The organism is Streptomyces sp. NBC_01268 (assembly GCF_036240795.1).
Classification (GTDB): Bacteria; Actinomycetota; Actinomycetes; order Streptomycetales; family Streptomycetaceae; genus Streptomyces.
Window position 1 is genome coordinate 1,001,031 of sequence record NZ_CP108454.1, and the last position, 14,559, is coordinate 1,015,589.

Here is a 14,559-nt window from a genome sequence, read left to right on the forward strand (position 1 = left end):
CCGGGATCCGGTCCTCGGCGATCCTGCCCCCGGACGAGCGCGCCGCAACGGCGCCCGGTGGCACGAGGCGGCTCGCGCGGCCCCCGTTCGCGCCCTCCTTCCGGCCCCGTACGCACAGGAAGGAGCGGACGGTGCGGCGCAGGACCCGAGCGGACGCGTCCAGGACCGGCTCAGCTCACCGGCCCGATGCCAGCGCCCCGACGAACAGTCCCGACCCGACGGCCACGAAGACCCCGCCGATCGCGACGAACAGCCACCACAGCCCGGTGCTCTCGGCCGCCGGCGTCCAGCGCGAGGGCTTCGCCGGGTCGTAACGGACTTCGACCCTGGCGCCGAGACGAGGGCCCCTCTCCAGCGAGCGGGCGATGGGCGTCCTGGTCTCCATGGCCTGGCCGTCGGCCGTGGCCCAGGCTATGACCCGGTAGTAGACGGTGGTCCCGGAGCTGCGGAGGGTGATGCCGGCATCCGAGCCCGGACCCTCCAACTGCGTGGGTTCGAGGCGGACCACCACGCCCTGCGCCCTCTCTCCCTGCCGGACCAGTCGTCGGATCTGCCGGATCCTGCGGTAGGCGGCCGCGGCGGCGAGAACCCCCGTCGGGATGAAGGCCAGCGCGAGGATCCAGAGGACCTGGGAGGAGGACATGAGAGCTTCTCGATTCAGCAGTACGGCGCGACCGGGGGCCCGACGCAGGGATCAGACGCAGGGATCAGACGCAGAGGTCGGACACAGAGGTCGGACACAGAGGTCGGACACAGAGGTCGGAGGCAGAGGTCGGACACAGCACTCGGACGCGGGATTCACGGGGTCGGCCCGCCCCACCGGCCCGACCGGTCACTGCCCCGTGTCGACCGTAGGGCGCGGGTTGGTCGTGTCGAAGTAGACCCGGTCCCCGGTCTCGTCGAAGTGGAAGGTGCCTGCGTACAGCCCGCCCGTCATCTCGTCGTCGAAGGACGCGCTCCGGACCCACCTGGCGCTCTTGGACACGTACGGCACGAGCGCTTCCGGCGGCCGGCCCGGTGTCGCGGGCCGGAAGGCCCACTTCGGCGCCCCGGTGAGGGCGCGGACTCCGCCCGCCCGGAGCTGGGCGAATCCCACCACACGGACGTCGGTGGGGCCGGGAACGGAACCGCGCGAGTCGGCGCCGAGCACCGTGCCGAGCCAGTGCACGTCGGAAAGCCGGCCGAGGGCGGTGAAGCGACGTTCCAGCGGTTCGGGGTCCGTACGGACCTTGCCGTCCTCCGCGCTCTTCGCCGGCGACGTGCAGGCCCCGAGTGCGGCCGCCGCGCCGAGCGCGAGGACGCCCCGGCGCCCGAGTTTCACCACGCCGCTCATCGAACCCTCCCCCGCAGCCCCGGAAACAAGACGCCGTGATCGTAGCGGCCCGGCCCGACGCCACCGCCGACGGGACTCCACCCGCACCCGCGCCCCCCGCCCCAGGGCGCCGGGGCGACGGCCTTGGCAGGGGGTGTACACGTGTTTACCCTAGGGGTGAACAGATGTGCACCCCTCCTGGCCTTCTGGAGCCCGATGCCCTCCGCGATATCCGCGCCCGGTCCGACGCCCGGCCCCGCCCGTTCCCGGCTCGTCGTCCCCGTCCTCGCCTTCTGCGGCGTGGTCGTCGCCGTCATGCAGACCCTCGTCGTGCCGCTCCTGCCGCACGTGCCCGAGCTGACCGGGGCGAGCGCGGGCGCCGCGGGGTGGCTCGTGACCGTCACCCTGCTCACCGGTGCGGTGTTCACCCCGGTCCTCGGCCGGGTCGGCGACATGTACGGCAAGCGGCGGGTCCTGCTCGCCTCGCTCGGCGTGCTCACCCTCGGGTCCGTGCTCTGCGCGGTCAGCTCCGACATCGGCGTACTGATCACCGGCCGAGGCCTTCAGGGCACGGCTCTCGCGGTGATCCCGCTGGGCATCAGCATCATCCGCGACGAGCTCCCCGCCGAACGCGTACTGCCCTCGATCGCGCTCATGAGCTCCACCCTCGGCATCGGCGCGGCGATCGGACTGCCCCTGGCCGCGGTCGTGACCGAGAACTTCGACTGGCACACCATGTTCTGGGCGTCCGCCGCACTCGGCCTGCTCGACCTGCTGCTCGTGCTGTGGATCGTGCCCGAGTCCGCCGTGCGCTCCCCCGGACGCTTCGACGTACCGGGCACGCTGGGCCTCACCGCGCTGCTGGTCGGTGCCCTGCTGGCGATCACGCAGGGCTCGGGCTGGGGCTGGACCTCGCCGCTGACGCTCGGCCTGCTCGGCGCCTCCGGAGCCGTCGGACTGATCTGGGGCCGGTACGAGCTGCGTATCCCGTCCCCGATCGTGGACCTGCGGGTGTCCGCCCGGCCCGCCGTGCTCCTCACCAACGTCGCGGCGCTGCTCATCGGCTTCTCGTTCTACGCCAACTCCCTGGTCACCGCGCAGCTCGTGCAGGAGCCCACGAGCACCGGCTACGGCCTCGGCGCGTCCATCGTCGTCAGCGGGCTCTGCCTGCTGCCCGGCGGACTCTCGATGGTGGCGCTGTCCCCGCTCTCGGCGCGGATCTCCGCCACGTACGGCCCCCGTACCGCGCTCGCGCTCGCGGCCGCCGTCATGACCCTCGGCTACGTCGTGCGCGTCTTCACCAGCCACAGCCTCTGGCTGATCGTCGCCGGCGCCACCGTCGTCTCCTGCGGCACCGCCATCGCCTACTCCGCGCTGCCCGCCCTCGTCATGCGGGCGGTGCCGGTCAGCGAGACCGCCTCGGCCAACGGTCTCAACACACTGATGCGTTCCGTGGGCCAGGCCTGTTGCAGCGCCGTCGTCACCGCCGTACTGGCCCAGGTGACCTTCGTGGTGGCCGGCCGCACCGCGCCGACGCTCCACGCCTATCTGCTGATCTTCGTGGTCGCGGCCGGAGCGGCCCTCGCCGCGCTCGCCGTCACCCTCTTCCTGCCGTCCGACCGCCCGGACCGGGACACCGCGCGCGGCGGCGACCGCGCGGGCGATACGGTCGCGGTGTCACCGCCCACCAGTGCCGCCCGAGGGAACGCATGAGCACCGCCGACGAACCCACCGCCCCGGCCCCGGCCCCGGCCCCGGACGAAGCGGACCGCTCCGGACCGCCCGACGGCCCCCCGGACGCGGCGGACTCCCCTGGCGACACGGGGAATGCGGGGGAAGCCGGGGAAGCGGGCCCGGAGACCGGACGCGAGGCCATCATCCGCGCCGCACGGCGGGCGTTCACGCTCAGGCCCTACGCCGAGGTCACCATGCGCGGCATCGCCGCCGCCGCCGGCGTGAGCCCGTCCTTGATCGTCAAGCGGTTCGGCAGCAAGGAGGTCCTGTTCAACACCGTCGTCGACTTCCGCCCGGCCGCCGCCGAACTCTTCGCCGCCCCGCTTCCCGACCTCGGCCGGCACCTCGTCCTGACCATGGTCGACCTCCGCGACCGGCTCCGCGGCGACCCGCTCCTCCGCGTCGTCTTCTCCCTCGGCATCGAGGACGAACGCACCCTGCTGCGCGCCCGCTTCCGCGAGCAGGTCACCGACCGGCTCACCGGCCTCCTCACCGGCCCCGACGCCCGCCTGCGCGCGGAACTCGTCGCCGGCCAACTCCTGGGCCTGGGTGCCACCCTGAGCCTCCACCGCCCCGACGGCGCCACCGCCCACACCACCGCCGCCCGGCTCGCGGAGCTCTACGCCCCCGGCATCCAGCACCTCGTCGACGGGACCTGAAGAGCGGCGGCTCAGCGGACACTGCCAGGGTCGCGGCCGGCACCGGTGGCGGTATCGACATCGGCACCGGCACCGGCACCGGTGGCGGCATCGGTATCGGTGCCGCTGTCGGCCCCCGTCTCCGCTGCGAGCCGTTCCAGGTCCGTCGTCAGTGAGGCCAGCCACGACACGGTCGCGTAGTACGCGCGCGGCGCGCCCGGCGGGTCGGCGGCCAGGACGGCCGAGGCCGTGCGCGCGTGGAGCGGTGCCTGTGCCTCCGCGGTGTCCCCGGTCGGGTCCATGCCGGCGGAGGTGAGCAGCATGCCCGCCGCGACCCGGTCGCCGGCGCGGAGGACGGATTCCGAGGCCTCCGGGCCCAGCGGCGGGACCACGACCGGCTCGGCCGGTACGAGGAGCCGGTCGGCGCCCCACAGCGTGTGGTGTCCGGCGATCAGCGCGGCCTGCCAGTCCCGGCGGGCCGGCGGCGGGCCGTGGCCCCGGGGTTCGCTCTGGTACTGCGCGTACGCCGACTCCGCCATGACCAGGGCGTGTTGCAGGCTGCGGTGCCCCGGCGCCGTGACCACCGGCGTGCGTCGCCCGCCCGCCGCGATCTGCGCCGTGGTCGCCACCACGATCTCCGCGGTGATCCGCAGCAGCACCGCGACCGACCGCCGCAGTTCGTCATGGGCGCCCCGCGGCCAGGCCAGCAGTCCGAAGACGGCGCCGATGGCGCTGCCGGTCACCACGTCGAGCAGCCGGAACTCGGCGAGCTGCCAGGTGGCCGGTGCCAGCTGCGCGAAGACCAGCGCGACCACCACCGTGAACAGCGCCTGTGCCCAGCCGACGCCCTTCACCGGCCCCAGGGTGAAGGTGACCAGCATCAGCGGCGGGAGCGCCACCGCGTACACCTCGATGTCGGTGCCGACGAACGCCAGCAGCGCCGCCGCGACCAGCGCGCCGACGAGCGTGCCGGTCAGCGCCTTCCGTTCCGTCGTCCGGGTCTCCCGCACCGTCGTCCGCGTCAGCGTCAGGGTCGCCAGCAGCACCCAGAAGCCGTGCGGGAGCGTGTCGACACCCGCGATCAGCCGGGCGGCCGCCAGGGCCAGACTGATGCGCACGGCGTTCTGGAAGAACACCGACCGGCCGCCCGCGTGGCCCGAAAGCCGCCGCCACCACAGCCGGGGCGCCCGTTGCCGCGCGTACCAGAACCGGCCCGGCGCCGGTGCGTCGGCTGCCCGGCCCCGTACGGCGATGTCGGCAGCCGTGGACATCGCGAGCGCCGCGTCCGCCACCTCCAGGAGTGCCGCGTTGCGGCGCAGTGCGGCGGGAGAGCCGTCCTCGGTCGCCGCCAGCGCCTGGCGCGCCTGGCGCAGGCCGGCACGCGTCCTCCCGTCGGGCACGTGGCCCCGCAGCCGGGCGGCCGTCTCCCGCGCCGCCTCCGTGACCGCCCGCAACGGGTCCGGTCCGCTCGGTTCCGCGCCCGCCGGAGGGGGCGGCGGCAGCACCGTCAGTCTGCCGAGCAGGGTGCGCGTGGCGAGGCCGGTGTGGGCCAGGGCCCTCTGCCGCAGCCCCGCCCCGGCCGGGCGTTCCGCCTCCGGTACCTGGGAGGAGCGGAGCCCCGTGCTCAGGTCCCGGGCGGTGCGCCGTACGGCCTCCGGAAGCGTGTACGGGGCGGTGCGCAGCCGATCCGCGCAGTGCGCGGCTGCCTCGGCGGCCCGGGCGGCCCGTTCGCGGTAGGGCAGGGCCGCGGGCTCGGGCAGCAGCGTCAGCTCGGCGACGATCAGCAGGGCGAGTCCGAACGTCGCGCCCGCGAGCCGTTCGCCCAGGGAACCGGGGTCGTACGGGGGGAAGGACGGCAGGATGTACATCAGCTGCAGCCCCGTGGCCGCACCCGCGAACCGCGGTCCGCCGACGGCCATGAACGCCAGCGCGAACCCGACGACCAGCATCCCGAGAACCGCGCTCCACGTCCGCACGGAGAGGTAGGTGCCGAGCGTGATCAGCACCCAGCACACGGGCACCGCGCCCACCAGCACCATGGCTCGCTGGCGCCCGGAGCCGGGGAGGCGGGACAGGCCGGCCATCGCGATGGCGGCGAACAGCGCGTAGGTGGCGCCGACCGCCAGGTCGAAGCCGTAGAGCAGCACGTAGAACCCGGCCCCGGCGGCGATCGTGACGCGCAGCGCCCTGCGCGCCGCCGCCCGGTAGGCGGGCGGCAGCCGTCGCGGGAACGGGCCACCCATGCCCCCATGATCGCCCGCCCGGCGGCACCCGGCACGACGGGGGCCCGGCGGGCCCGCCGACCGGTGCGCCGGTGCGCCGGTGCGCCGGTGCGCCGGGCGGCCCGGTGGCTCGTCCCGTCGGGGTAGCCCGCCCGGCGGCCCCCGGGGCAGGCTGGTGCGCATGAACGAGTTGCGCGGCGCGGGCGTCGTCCTGCGCCCTTCCGGCCCCGGGGACGTCCCCGCCCTGACCGCCATCCGGACCACCCCCGAGGTCCGGGCCCGGTGGCGCGGCGGTGACGACATGGCGGGGGAGGTGGCCTCCGACCTCGCGGATCCGGCCACCCACTGCCTGACGGTGCTCCACGACGACCGGATCGTCGGAATGATCCAGTGGTACGCCGAGGAGGAGCCGGACTACCGGCACGCGGGGATCGACCTGTTCCTCGACCCCTCGGTGCACGGTCAGGGCCTCGGCACCGACGCCGTCCGCACCCTCGCCCGCCACCTGGTCGACGACATCGGCCACCACCGGCTCGTCATCGACCCGGCGGCCGACAACGTCGCCGCGATCCGCTGCTACGAGAAGGTGGGATTCCGGCCCGTCGGCGTGATGCGGCAGTACGAGCGGGACGCGGACGGCGGCTGGCACGACGGGCTGCTGATGGACCTGCTGGCGTCCGAACTCGTGCGGTGACCCCGGCCCGTCCGGCTCCGGGCCGGGCGTACGCGCCCCGGTCCCGGCGCTGCCACCTCCGGGGAATCGGGGTCGCCCTTCGGGGCAGGAGGGAGGGGACGGACACCCGGGGCGACCCGATCCGGTCGCCCCGGGTCCTCACGCCGGACCGCCGCCCGTCCGCCGCCGCTCCGGTAGCGGCTTCCGTCAAGGAGGCAGAGGGTGGGGTGGGCGTGTGTGACGACGAAAGGGAGAGTAATGACCGAGAGCCGACCCGCGACGACGACCGACTCCGGTGCCCCGGTGGAAAGCGACGAACACTCGCTCACCGTGGGGCCGGGAGGTCCGGTCCTCCTCCAGGACGCCTACCTGATCGAGCAGATGGCGCAGTTCAACCGGGAGCGCATCCCGGAGCGCCAGCCTCATGCCAAGGGCAGCGGGGCGTTCGGCCGTTTCGAGGTCACCCACGACGTCAGCCGGTACACCAAGGCCGCGCTGTTCCAGCCCGGGACCCGCACCGACCTCGTCGCCCGCTTCTCGACCGTCGCCGGGGAGCGCGGCAGCCCGGACACCTGGCGGGACCCGCGTGGCTTCGCGGTGAAGTTCTACACGTCCGAGGGCAACTACGACATGGTCGGCAACAACACGCCGGTGTTCTTCGTCAAGGACCCGATGAAGTTCCAGCACTTCATCCGGTCCCAGAAGCGCCGGGCGGACAACAACCTGCGCGACCACGACATGCAGTGGGACTTCTGGACCCTCTCCCCCGAGTCCGCGCACCAGGTCACCTGGCTGATGGGAGACCGGGGCATCCCCCGCACCTGGCGCCACATGAACGGCTACACCTCGCACACCTACATGTGGATCAACGCGTCCGGTGAGCGCTTCTGGGTGAAGTACCACTTCAAGACCGACCAGGGAGTCGAGTTCCTCCCGCAGGCCGAGGCGGACCGCATGGCGGGGGTCGACACCGACTTCCACGTGCGGGACCTGTTCGAGCACATCCGGGACGGGGACTTCCCGTCCTGGACCCTGCACGTGCAGGTCATGCCGTACGAGGAGGCGGCCGGGTACCGGTTCAACCCGTTCGACCTCACGAAGGTCTGGCCGCACGGCGACTACCCGCTCATCCCGGTGGGCCGGATGACGCTGGACCGCAATCCCACCGACAACCACGCCGAGATCGAGCAGGCGGCGTTCCAGCCGAACAACTTCGTCCCCGGTATCGGTCCGAGTCCGGACCGGATGCTGCTGGGCCGGCTCTTCTCGTACGCGGACGCCCATCGGGCCCGCATCGGCACCAACTACCAGCAGCTTCCGGTGAACGCGCCCGTCGTCGACGTCCACACGTACTCCAAGGACGGAGCGATGGCGTACCGGAAGACCTCCGACCCGGTGTACGCGCCGAACTCCAAGGGCGGGCCCGCCGCGGACACCGAACACCACGGCAACCCGCCGAGCTGGACCGCCGACGGCGAGATCACCCGGGCGGCGTACGTCGACCATCCCGAGGACGACGACTGGGGGCAGCCCGGCACCCTGGTGCGCGAGGTCCTGGACGACGCGGCCCGGGACCGGCTCGTGGACAACGTGGTCGGCCACCTCCTCGACGGCGTGAGCGAACCGGTCCTGGCCCGCGCCTTCGCGTACTGGACCAACATCGACGCGACGGTCGGCAAGCGCATCGCCGAGGGCGTCCGCGCCGGGCAGGGCTCGTAGGAGCCGGCATCGAGGAGGCACGGTGGAAGGGTTCTCCGTCTTCACCGATGCGCTCGACGGCCCGATGTACGTGGTCACGGCCGCGTCCGGGGGCCGTCGGGCCGGCTGCCTGGTGGGTTTCACCTCGCAGTGTTCCATCGACCCGCCCAGGTTCGTGGTGTGGCTGTCGACCGCCAACCACACCTACCGCCTCGCCCGCACGGCCGAGCACCTGACCGTGCACCTGCTCCACGAGGAGGACCGGGCGCTGGCCGAGCTGTTCGGCGGGGAGACGGGCGACCGGGTGGACAAGTTCGCCGGGGTCGGCTGGCATCCGGGGGAAGCGGGCAGCCCCGTCCTGGAGCAGCTCACCACGTGGTTCACCGGCCGGATCGAGGCACAGGTCGAGGGCGGCGACCACGTGGGCTTCCTCCTGGCGCCCGTGGCGGTGGGCCCGCCGACTGCGGGCCCGCCTCCCGCGCTGCTCCGGTACCGGGCGCTACGGGACCTCGACCCCGGCCACCCCGCCTGAGACGGCTCCGGACCGAGCCCGGGGCGTGCCGTGCGGGACGTCCGCGTCGCTCACGGGTGTCGCGGCGGCGTGGCCGCGGCGAGGGGGACGGGGTCGTGGAGCAGCGCGCCCGCCAGTGCCCCGCCGAACACGACGACGCCCACGCCCACCAGCCACGACTGGACGACGAGGACGGTCCCGAACACTCCGTAGGCGACGGCCCCCGAAGCGATCAGCGGTGAGAAGACGAACCGGGAGAACAGCCTGAGCCCGAGCAGTCCCAGCATCGTGGCCACGGATCCGGGCAGCAGGGCGCCCCAGGCGACCCGGCCGCCGAGCAGCATCCGCTGGGACCACCAGAAGAAGAGGGTGCCGGCGAGCGTGGTGACCACGCCGCGGGCCGGGGCGTCCCGCCACACCGGGGAGTTCGCGGACAGGAAGAGGACGCCGATCAGGGCGGCCAGCCACACCACCTGTCGCCATCTGGCCCGCCAGTGGGCCGGCGGCAGGTCCCACACCTTCTCGTAGCCGGACTGCACCAGCTGGCCGAAGGAGAGCCCGAACACGCCGAGCACGGCGAGGCCGAACGCCGTCGTGGCACGCCGTACCTGGCCGGGTTCGGCGAACAGTTGCGCGATGTCGCCCCGGGCGGTCGCGGACACGCCCAGCCCGTCGCCCAGCCACTGGGCGAAGCCCCGTCCGCTCGCCGGATCCGCCGCGGACACGACGATCAGGAGCGGCACCAGCGTCAGGAATCCGAGCGCCGCGAAGCCCAGGGCCCTCTCCCAGAGTCCGACCTCGCGGAAGCGCGCCCAGGCGTGGGACCACGCACGGCGGAAGGCGCGGCCCGCCCGGCGCAGCGGTCCCGGGCGGGCCGCGCCCCCGGAGCGCGCCCCCGGCTGCTGTGCCGGGTGGGAGCGCATCCGGCCCCGGTGTCCGCGTTCGCGCATGGGAAACCGCCCTGCTCGTCTCCGGTACCAGGCTCGTCGCCCTGGCGACTGCCCCGCGCGGCCGGAGGGAACCCCCGGCCGTCAGTCGGGCGGCTCCTGCGGGCGGGGCGCCCCCGGCTGCGGCGGCTCGGTCGGCGGGCTGGGCCTGCCGGGCGGTGCCGGGGGATCCGGTCGCGTCGGCGGCTCGACCGGATCCGGCGGGCCGGGCGGTCGCGGGGGTGCGGGCGGGGACACCGGCGTGGTGTCGGGGTCCGACGGGACGGGGACGGTGCCCATGGTGAGCGGCAGCCTATCGACCGAGAGCATGTTCGAGCTCCTTCTTGTTCATCTTGGAGCGGCCGTGGATGTTGCGCTGCCTGGCCTCGTTGTACAGCTGCTCCTTCGTGGGGCCCTGGGAGCCGCTGTGCGAGTGCAGGCCGCCGCGCCGGGAGGACGACATGTCCTTCAGGGAACTGCGGCTCGCGGTCTTCGACTCGCCGTGCCGGGCTCGTTCCTTGTTCACCGTGCGCGCGGCGATCTCCTTGGCGCGCTTCTCGCTCTCGCCTCGCTCTTCCGCGCTCTCCTTGATGTGCTCGTACTGCCGCTCCCGCTTGGGGCTCGATCCTCGAGGCATGATCACGCCTTCCTTTCCTGTGCTCGCGGTAGGCGTGTACCCACATCCGCGAGGGGCACCCGGCCTCCGGGCGGGCCGAGACCCGGACTCCGGAGGGGGTCCCCCATGGCCGTGCGGGCTCCTTCGTCCCGTACCCGCCCGTGGGCCGCCGGATCAGGTGCTGTCGGCGAGCATGCCCTCGCGCAGGCGGTTCAGCGTGCGTGAGAGCAGGCGGGAGACGTGCATCTGGGAGCAGCCCAGTCGTTCCCCGATCTGGGCCTGGGTGCGTTCCTCGACGAACCGCAGGTGGATGATCTGCCGGTCGCGCTCGTCGAGGTCGGCGAGGAGCGGGGCGAGGGCGTGGAAGTCCTCCACCAGTTCCATGGCCGGGTCCTCGCTGCCGATGTAGTCGGCCAGCGACGCGTCCCCGGCCTCGTCCTCGCCGCTCAGCGCGGCGTCGAGCGAGGAGGAGTTGTAGCCGTTGGAGGCCAGCCGCGCCTCGGTGACCTCCTCCTCCGTGAGGCTCATCAGCTCGGCCAGTTCCTTGACCGTCGGCGTCCGGCCCAGGCGCGTGCCGAGTTCCTCGGTCGCCTTGGCCAGTTCCACCCGCGCCTCCTGCAGACGGCGGGGCACGTGGACCGCCCAGGAGGTGTCCCGGAAGAACCTCTTGATCTCCCCGACGATGTAGGGGACCGCGAACGTGGTGAACTCGACCTCCCGGGAGAGCTCGAAGCGGTCGATCGCCTTGATCAGGCCGATCATGCCGACCTGGACGATGTCCTCCATCTCGTCGGCGCGGTGACGGAACCGGCCGGCCGCGTAGCGGACCAGGCTCATGTTCATCTCGATGAGGGTGTTGCGCGCGTACTGGTACTCGTGCGTCCCCTCCTCCAGCACCGTGAGCTGCCGGAAGAAGACCTTCGAGAGGGCCCGCGCGTCCTTCGGGGCGACCGCCGGCGGGTCCGGGACCTCCGGCAGTGTCCCCGTCCCGACCTCAGCGCCTGTGGTCGACATCGTGGTGACCGTCACACCGTTCCCCTCTCGTCCTCAACCCGACCCCGGGTCCGTGACCCCGGTGGCTGCCCGCCTACCCGGCGAACGCAAGACCATGCACGGTCCACGTGCCCGGTCCGGATCTCCTGCCTCCGGGTTCCGGCACGGGCGGGCCGGGCAGACGGAACGTGCGGCAGGGCCGAACGGAGGGGAGAGGAGCGGGACATGACACGGGATCCCTCGATGAGAGCCGTCGGATGGGCGCGGACGCTGCCCATCAGCAGCGGGGTGAAAGCGGCACGGGACTGGACGCGGGAGCATCTGGTGGCACTCGGTTGGGACCGCACGGCACCGGACCAACTGGACTCCGTCGTCCTGGCCGTGTCCGAGCTGGTCACCAACGCCCATGTCCACGCCCGCAGCGACGCGCAGCTCATCCTGACGTGGGACGAGGAGTGCCTGCACGTGACGGTGCATGACGGGTCGTCCCATGTGCCGGAGCAGCGCCACCCCGACGACGGCGCCCTCGGAGGGCGCGGCATGCTCCTGATCGACGCGCTCGCCGACGCCTGGCACACCCGCCCCTGTCCCCGGGGCAAGGACGTGACCGCCTGCTTCCGTCCGCCCTCCCCCGGCCGCCCTTCCTGAGTCAGCGCCTGAGGGAGGCGAGCAGCGGCCGCCAGTCGATGTGCTGCTCCTCCGAGCCCTGCGGGACGAGGGCGAAGGTCTCCTCCACGAAACGGGTGAGCCCGTCCTGGCCGCAGCGGACCGTCGCGCAGTCCCCGGGGTGGCCGAGCCTGATGAGGAAGTCGCCGTCGGGGGTGGGGCTCAGGTGGACTTCTCCCGTGCCCGTGGGGGTGTGCGAACCGGTGAGGACCATCTCCCGGTCCAGCCACCACACGATGGGGCGCGCGCCGAGGAGATGGAAGGCGATGCTCAGCGCATGGGGGTCGCGGGAGGAGTATCCGACGGTGGTGTCGACCGGGACCCCGGCGTCCGGGGCGAGGAGTTCCATGGGCAGGTGCCGCTTGAGGGTTCGCGGTGCGGGAAGCGGCGTGACGGGGTGCTGGGGCATGGAATCCTCCGGCTTCGGGGCATGGCGAGCGGGTGCGCTCTCCGCTTGACCCGTCATGCGCCTGTCACACCTCGTGCCCCTGAGGAGGGGTGTGCCGATCCTGTGGCGGATTCGTGAACGCCGGCTCGGGTGGCGCCCGGAAGGATCACGCAGCGTCCCCCGCACGGGCGGTCGGATCCCGATCCGTGCGGGGCGCGGCCGCCTCAGAGGTCGCGCCACTTGGCCTGGCCGAAGGAGAAGACCCCGAAGAGCATGAGACCGACGGCCACGGCGAGCAGCAGCCAGGGGCCCGCCGGGGTCTGCGCGTACGAGCGGATGGCGTCGTCCATGCCCTTGGCCCGGCTCGGGTCGAACGCCACGGCCGCCTTCACGCCGGAGAACCCGAGCGCGGCGAGGACGAGACCGCGCCCGACGCCGCCGGACACCCCGGTCACGTCCATGAAGCGGCGCTGACGCGTCGTCAGGCGCCCCCACACCAGGTGGTCCCGGTACTTCCGCAGGACCGCCCTGCCGGCGATCCAGAGCCCTGCCGCCAGGACGCCGGCGGCGACCGCGCCGACCCACCAGCGCCCACCGGGGAGTTCGAGCAGGCGGGCGGTGAGGTCCCGGCTCTGCCGGTCGGTGGAGCCCTCGCCGCTCCCGCGTTCCCCCGTCGCGAAGGCGAGGACGAGAAGGGCGGAGCCGGTGTGGAAGACGCAGCGGCCGGCGGCCAGGGCGCGCCGGTGCGCCTCGTCCCCCTTGGGGCCGGCCGCTCCGAGGAGCGCCTCGGACAGGCGCCACACCGCCATCCCGGCGAGCCCCGCGCCCAGGGCCCACAGGAGGACGGCGCCGAACGGGGTGGCCGCGATGTGCGCGAGGGCTCCTCCCCGGTCGGCCTGCTCACCGGTGCCCGTGAGGCCGATGCGTACGGCCAGTGCCCCGACGAGCAGGTACAGCACTCCGCGCGCCGCGAACCCGGCCCGGGCGCCCGCCCGTACGGCCTCGCCGCGGGCCCCTTCGCCGGTCGCGGTCCCGGACGCTCCCGCCTTCGCCGTCGTCTTCGCTGTCGTCATGTCGGCTCGCTCCTCTCGGTCGAGCTCCGGGTTCCCTCCCCGTGCCGGACGAATCCCCGGCGGGGCGGTTTCGACCGCGGACGGGCGGTCAGGCGAACGGAGAGACGAGTCCCGACTCATTCACCAGGAGGACCGCATGGGAACCCGGGAGCGCCGCATGGACAGCTGGCGGGCGGACGCGGCCTGCCGCGAGGTGGACCCCGACCTGTTCTTCCCGGTGGGGGTGGGCCCCACCGCGCTCGCCCAGGCCGAGGAGGCCAAGGAGGTCTGTCACCGCTGTCCCGTGCGGGAGCAGTGCCTGCGCTGGGCCATGGACGACTCCCGTCAGGTGACGGGCGTGTGGGGAGGGCTCACCGAGACCGAACGTCGTTCCCTGCGGCGGCGGTCGCGCCGCACGTCCGACGAGCGGCACTGACGCCCGGACGGCGGCCCCGGGGCCGTCCGGACCGGCACCCCGCGCGGGCACCGGTCCGGACGCATGCCGGTCCGCTGGGCCAGGCGCAGGCCCGTCCGGCGGGTCAGGCGCAGGCCCGTCGGCCTCCTGCCCGTCAGTCGCCGGTTCCGGCGTCCGGCAGGAGGGAGAGGCGGGCCCGGACCCGCTTGCCGTCCGGGTCCGGCTCCACGCTCACGGTCTCGCACACGGCGACGACGATCTCCAGGCCGTGCTGCCCGATCCGGCGCGGATCGTGTCCGCGGGGTACGGGGGCGGCCGTCGCGCGGTCGAACACCGAGATCTCCACGGCGTCCTGACGCAGCTCGAGGAGGAGGCGGCAGGGGCCGGAGGTGTGCCGGACCGCGTTGGTCACCAGCTCGCTGACCACCAGCGTCGCCAGGTCGATGCGGTCCTCGGTCACCGGGCGGTGCCGGACGGCCGGTGCGGCCGCGAGGAAGTCGGCGGTGAAGGCGCGGGCGGACCCGATCGCGCCGCCGTCGGCGGTGCTGTCGAAGACGGTGCTCGCGGACAGCAGGGGTTCCGGCGCCGTGCGCTCGGCGGTGATGGCGTCCGTCATGGCCCTTGCTACTCCCCTCGTACGGATGGGCGGGCGCGCTGGGCACCTCGTACTCCGCCTTTCCCCACTTCACGGTTTCCACACCGCCCGTATCCGGGA

17 protein-coding genes are annotated in these 14,559 nt (G+C 73.6%); 7 read left to right on the forward strand and 10 right to left on the reverse strand.

From position 1 onward, the window contains the following. Positions 1–175: 175 nt before the first annotated feature. Positions 176–643, reverse strand: a complete 468-nt coding sequence (locus OG309_RS04215) for a DUF3592 domain-containing protein (protein WP_329418357.1) — start codon at positions 641–643, stop codon at positions 176–178. 189 nt (positions 644–832) lie between these two features. Beyond that, on the reverse strand, positions 833–1,333 hold the full coding sequence (locus OG309_RS04220) for a hypothetical protein (protein ID WP_329418358.1): 501 nt from the start codon (positions 1,331–1,333) through the stop codon (positions 833–835). A gap of 195 nt (positions 1,334–1,528) precedes the next feature. Here OG309_RS04220 and OG309_RS04225 point away from each other — a divergent pair, with 195 nt between their 5' ends. Together OG309_RS04225 and OG309_RS04230 are read left to right on the forward strand one after the other, a co-directional pair. Beyond that, positions 1,529–3,025: an MFS transporter gene (locus OG309_RS04225; RefSeq protein ID WP_329418359.1), complete on the forward strand. Its 1,497-nt coding sequence runs from the start codon at positions 1,529–1,531 to the stop codon at positions 3,023–3,025. After that, a complete protein-coding gene (locus OG309_RS04230) occupies positions 3,022–3,705 on the forward strand; it encodes a TetR/AcrR family transcriptional regulator (protein WP_329418360.1) in 684 nt (227 codons plus the stop codon). The genes OG309_RS04225 and OG309_RS04230 overlap by 4 nt, the downstream gene beginning before the upstream one ends. 11 nt (positions 3,706–3,716) lie before the next feature. Here OG309_RS04230 and OG309_RS04235 read toward each other — a convergent pair whose 3' ends face one another. Then, on the reverse strand, positions 3,717–5,927 hold the full coding sequence (locus OG309_RS04235; protein WP_329418361.1) for an FUSC family protein: 2,211 nt from the start codon (positions 5,925–5,927) through the stop codon (positions 3,717–3,719). Positions 5,928–6,087: 160 nt separating this feature from the next. Here OG309_RS04235 and OG309_RS04240 point away from each other — a divergent pair, with 160 nt between their 5' ends. The 3 genes from OG309_RS04240 (at position 6,088) to OG309_RS04250 (ending at position 8,809) form a co-directional block, all read left to right on the forward strand. Further along, positions 6,088–6,600: a GNAT family N-acetyltransferase gene (locus tag OG309_RS04240; protein WP_329418362.1), complete on the forward strand. Its 513-nt coding sequence runs from the start codon at positions 6,088–6,090 to the stop codon at positions 6,598–6,600. Positions 6,601–6,837: 237 nt separating this feature from the next. Continuing rightward, positions 6,838–8,298 carry a catalase gene (locus OG309_RS04245; RefSeq protein WP_329418363.1) on the forward strand — a complete coding sequence of 487 codons (1,461 nt, stop codon included), beginning with the start codon at positions 6,838–6,840 and terminating at the stop codon, positions 8,296–8,298. Positions 8,299–8,320: 22 nt separating this feature from the next. Continuing rightward, positions 8,321–8,809, forward strand: a complete 489-nt coding sequence (locus OG309_RS04250) for a flavin reductase family protein (protein WP_402545000.1) — start codon at positions 8,321–8,323, stop codon at positions 8,807–8,809. A 50-nt stretch (positions 8,810–8,859) separates the two neighbouring features. Here OG309_RS04250 and OG309_RS04255 read toward each other — a convergent pair whose 3' ends face one another. From OG309_RS04255 to OG309_RS04270, 4 genes are all read right to left on the reverse strand, one after another. Further along, positions 8,860–9,738: a ribonuclease BN gene (locus OG309_RS04255; RefSeq protein ID WP_329418364.1), complete on the reverse strand. Its 879-nt coding sequence runs from the start codon at positions 9,736–9,738 to the stop codon at positions 8,860–8,862. Between the two features lie 81 nt (positions 9,739–9,819). Continuing rightward, entirely contained in the window at positions 9,820–10,044 is a 225-nt protein-coding gene (locus OG309_RS04260; RefSeq protein ID WP_329418365.1) for a hypothetical protein, read from the reverse strand. Further along, the gene (locus OG309_RS04265; protein WP_329418366.1) at positions 10,028–10,351 is read right to left on the reverse strand and encodes a plasmid stabilization protein; all 324 of its coding nucleotides are present in this window, start codon (positions 10,349–10,351) and stop codon (positions 10,028–10,030) included. The genes OG309_RS04260 and OG309_RS04265 overlap by 17 nt, the downstream gene beginning before the upstream one ends. A gap of 153 nt (positions 10,352–10,504) precedes the next feature. Continuing rightward, positions 10,505–11,344 (reverse strand): RNA polymerase sigma factor SigF, encoded by an 840-nt coding sequence (locus OG309_RS04270; protein WP_329418367.1) that lies wholly within the window; start codon positions 11,342–11,344, stop codon positions 10,505–10,507. 204 nt (positions 11,345–11,548) lie between these two features. Between OG309_RS04270 and OG309_RS04275 the strand changes: the two genes are divergently transcribed. Then, positions 11,549–11,971 (forward strand): ATP-binding protein, encoded by a 423-nt coding sequence (locus OG309_RS04275; RefSeq protein WP_329418368.1) that lies wholly within the window; start codon positions 11,549–11,551, stop codon positions 11,969–11,971. A gap of 1 nt (position 11,972) precedes the next feature. Here OG309_RS04275 and OG309_RS04280 read toward each other — a convergent pair whose 3' ends face one another. Next, entirely contained in the window at positions 11,973–12,398 is a 426-nt protein-coding gene (locus OG309_RS04280) for an SsgA family sporulation/cell division regulator (protein ID WP_329418369.1), read from the reverse strand. A gap of 203 nt (positions 12,399–12,601) precedes the next feature. Continuing rightward, a complete protein-coding gene (locus OG309_RS04285) occupies positions 12,602–13,450 on the reverse strand; it encodes a DUF1206 domain-containing protein (RefSeq protein ID WP_329418370.1) in 849 nt (282 codons plus the stop codon). Between the two features lie 157 nt (positions 13,451–13,607). Between OG309_RS04285 and OG309_RS04290 the strand changes: the two genes are divergently transcribed. Then, positions 13,608–13,865: a WhiB family transcriptional regulator gene (locus OG309_RS04290; protein WP_329428119.1), complete on the forward strand. Its 258-nt coding sequence runs from the start codon at positions 13,608–13,610 to the stop codon at positions 13,863–13,865. A 133-nt stretch (positions 13,866–13,998) separates the two neighbouring features. Here the strand turns inward: OG309_RS04290 and OG309_RS04295 are convergent, their stop codons facing one another. After that, entirely contained in the window at positions 13,999–14,460 is a 462-nt protein-coding gene (locus tag OG309_RS04295; RefSeq protein ID WP_329418371.1) for an ATP-binding protein, read from the reverse strand. Between the last annotated feature and the right edge of the window lie 99 nt (positions 14,461–14,559).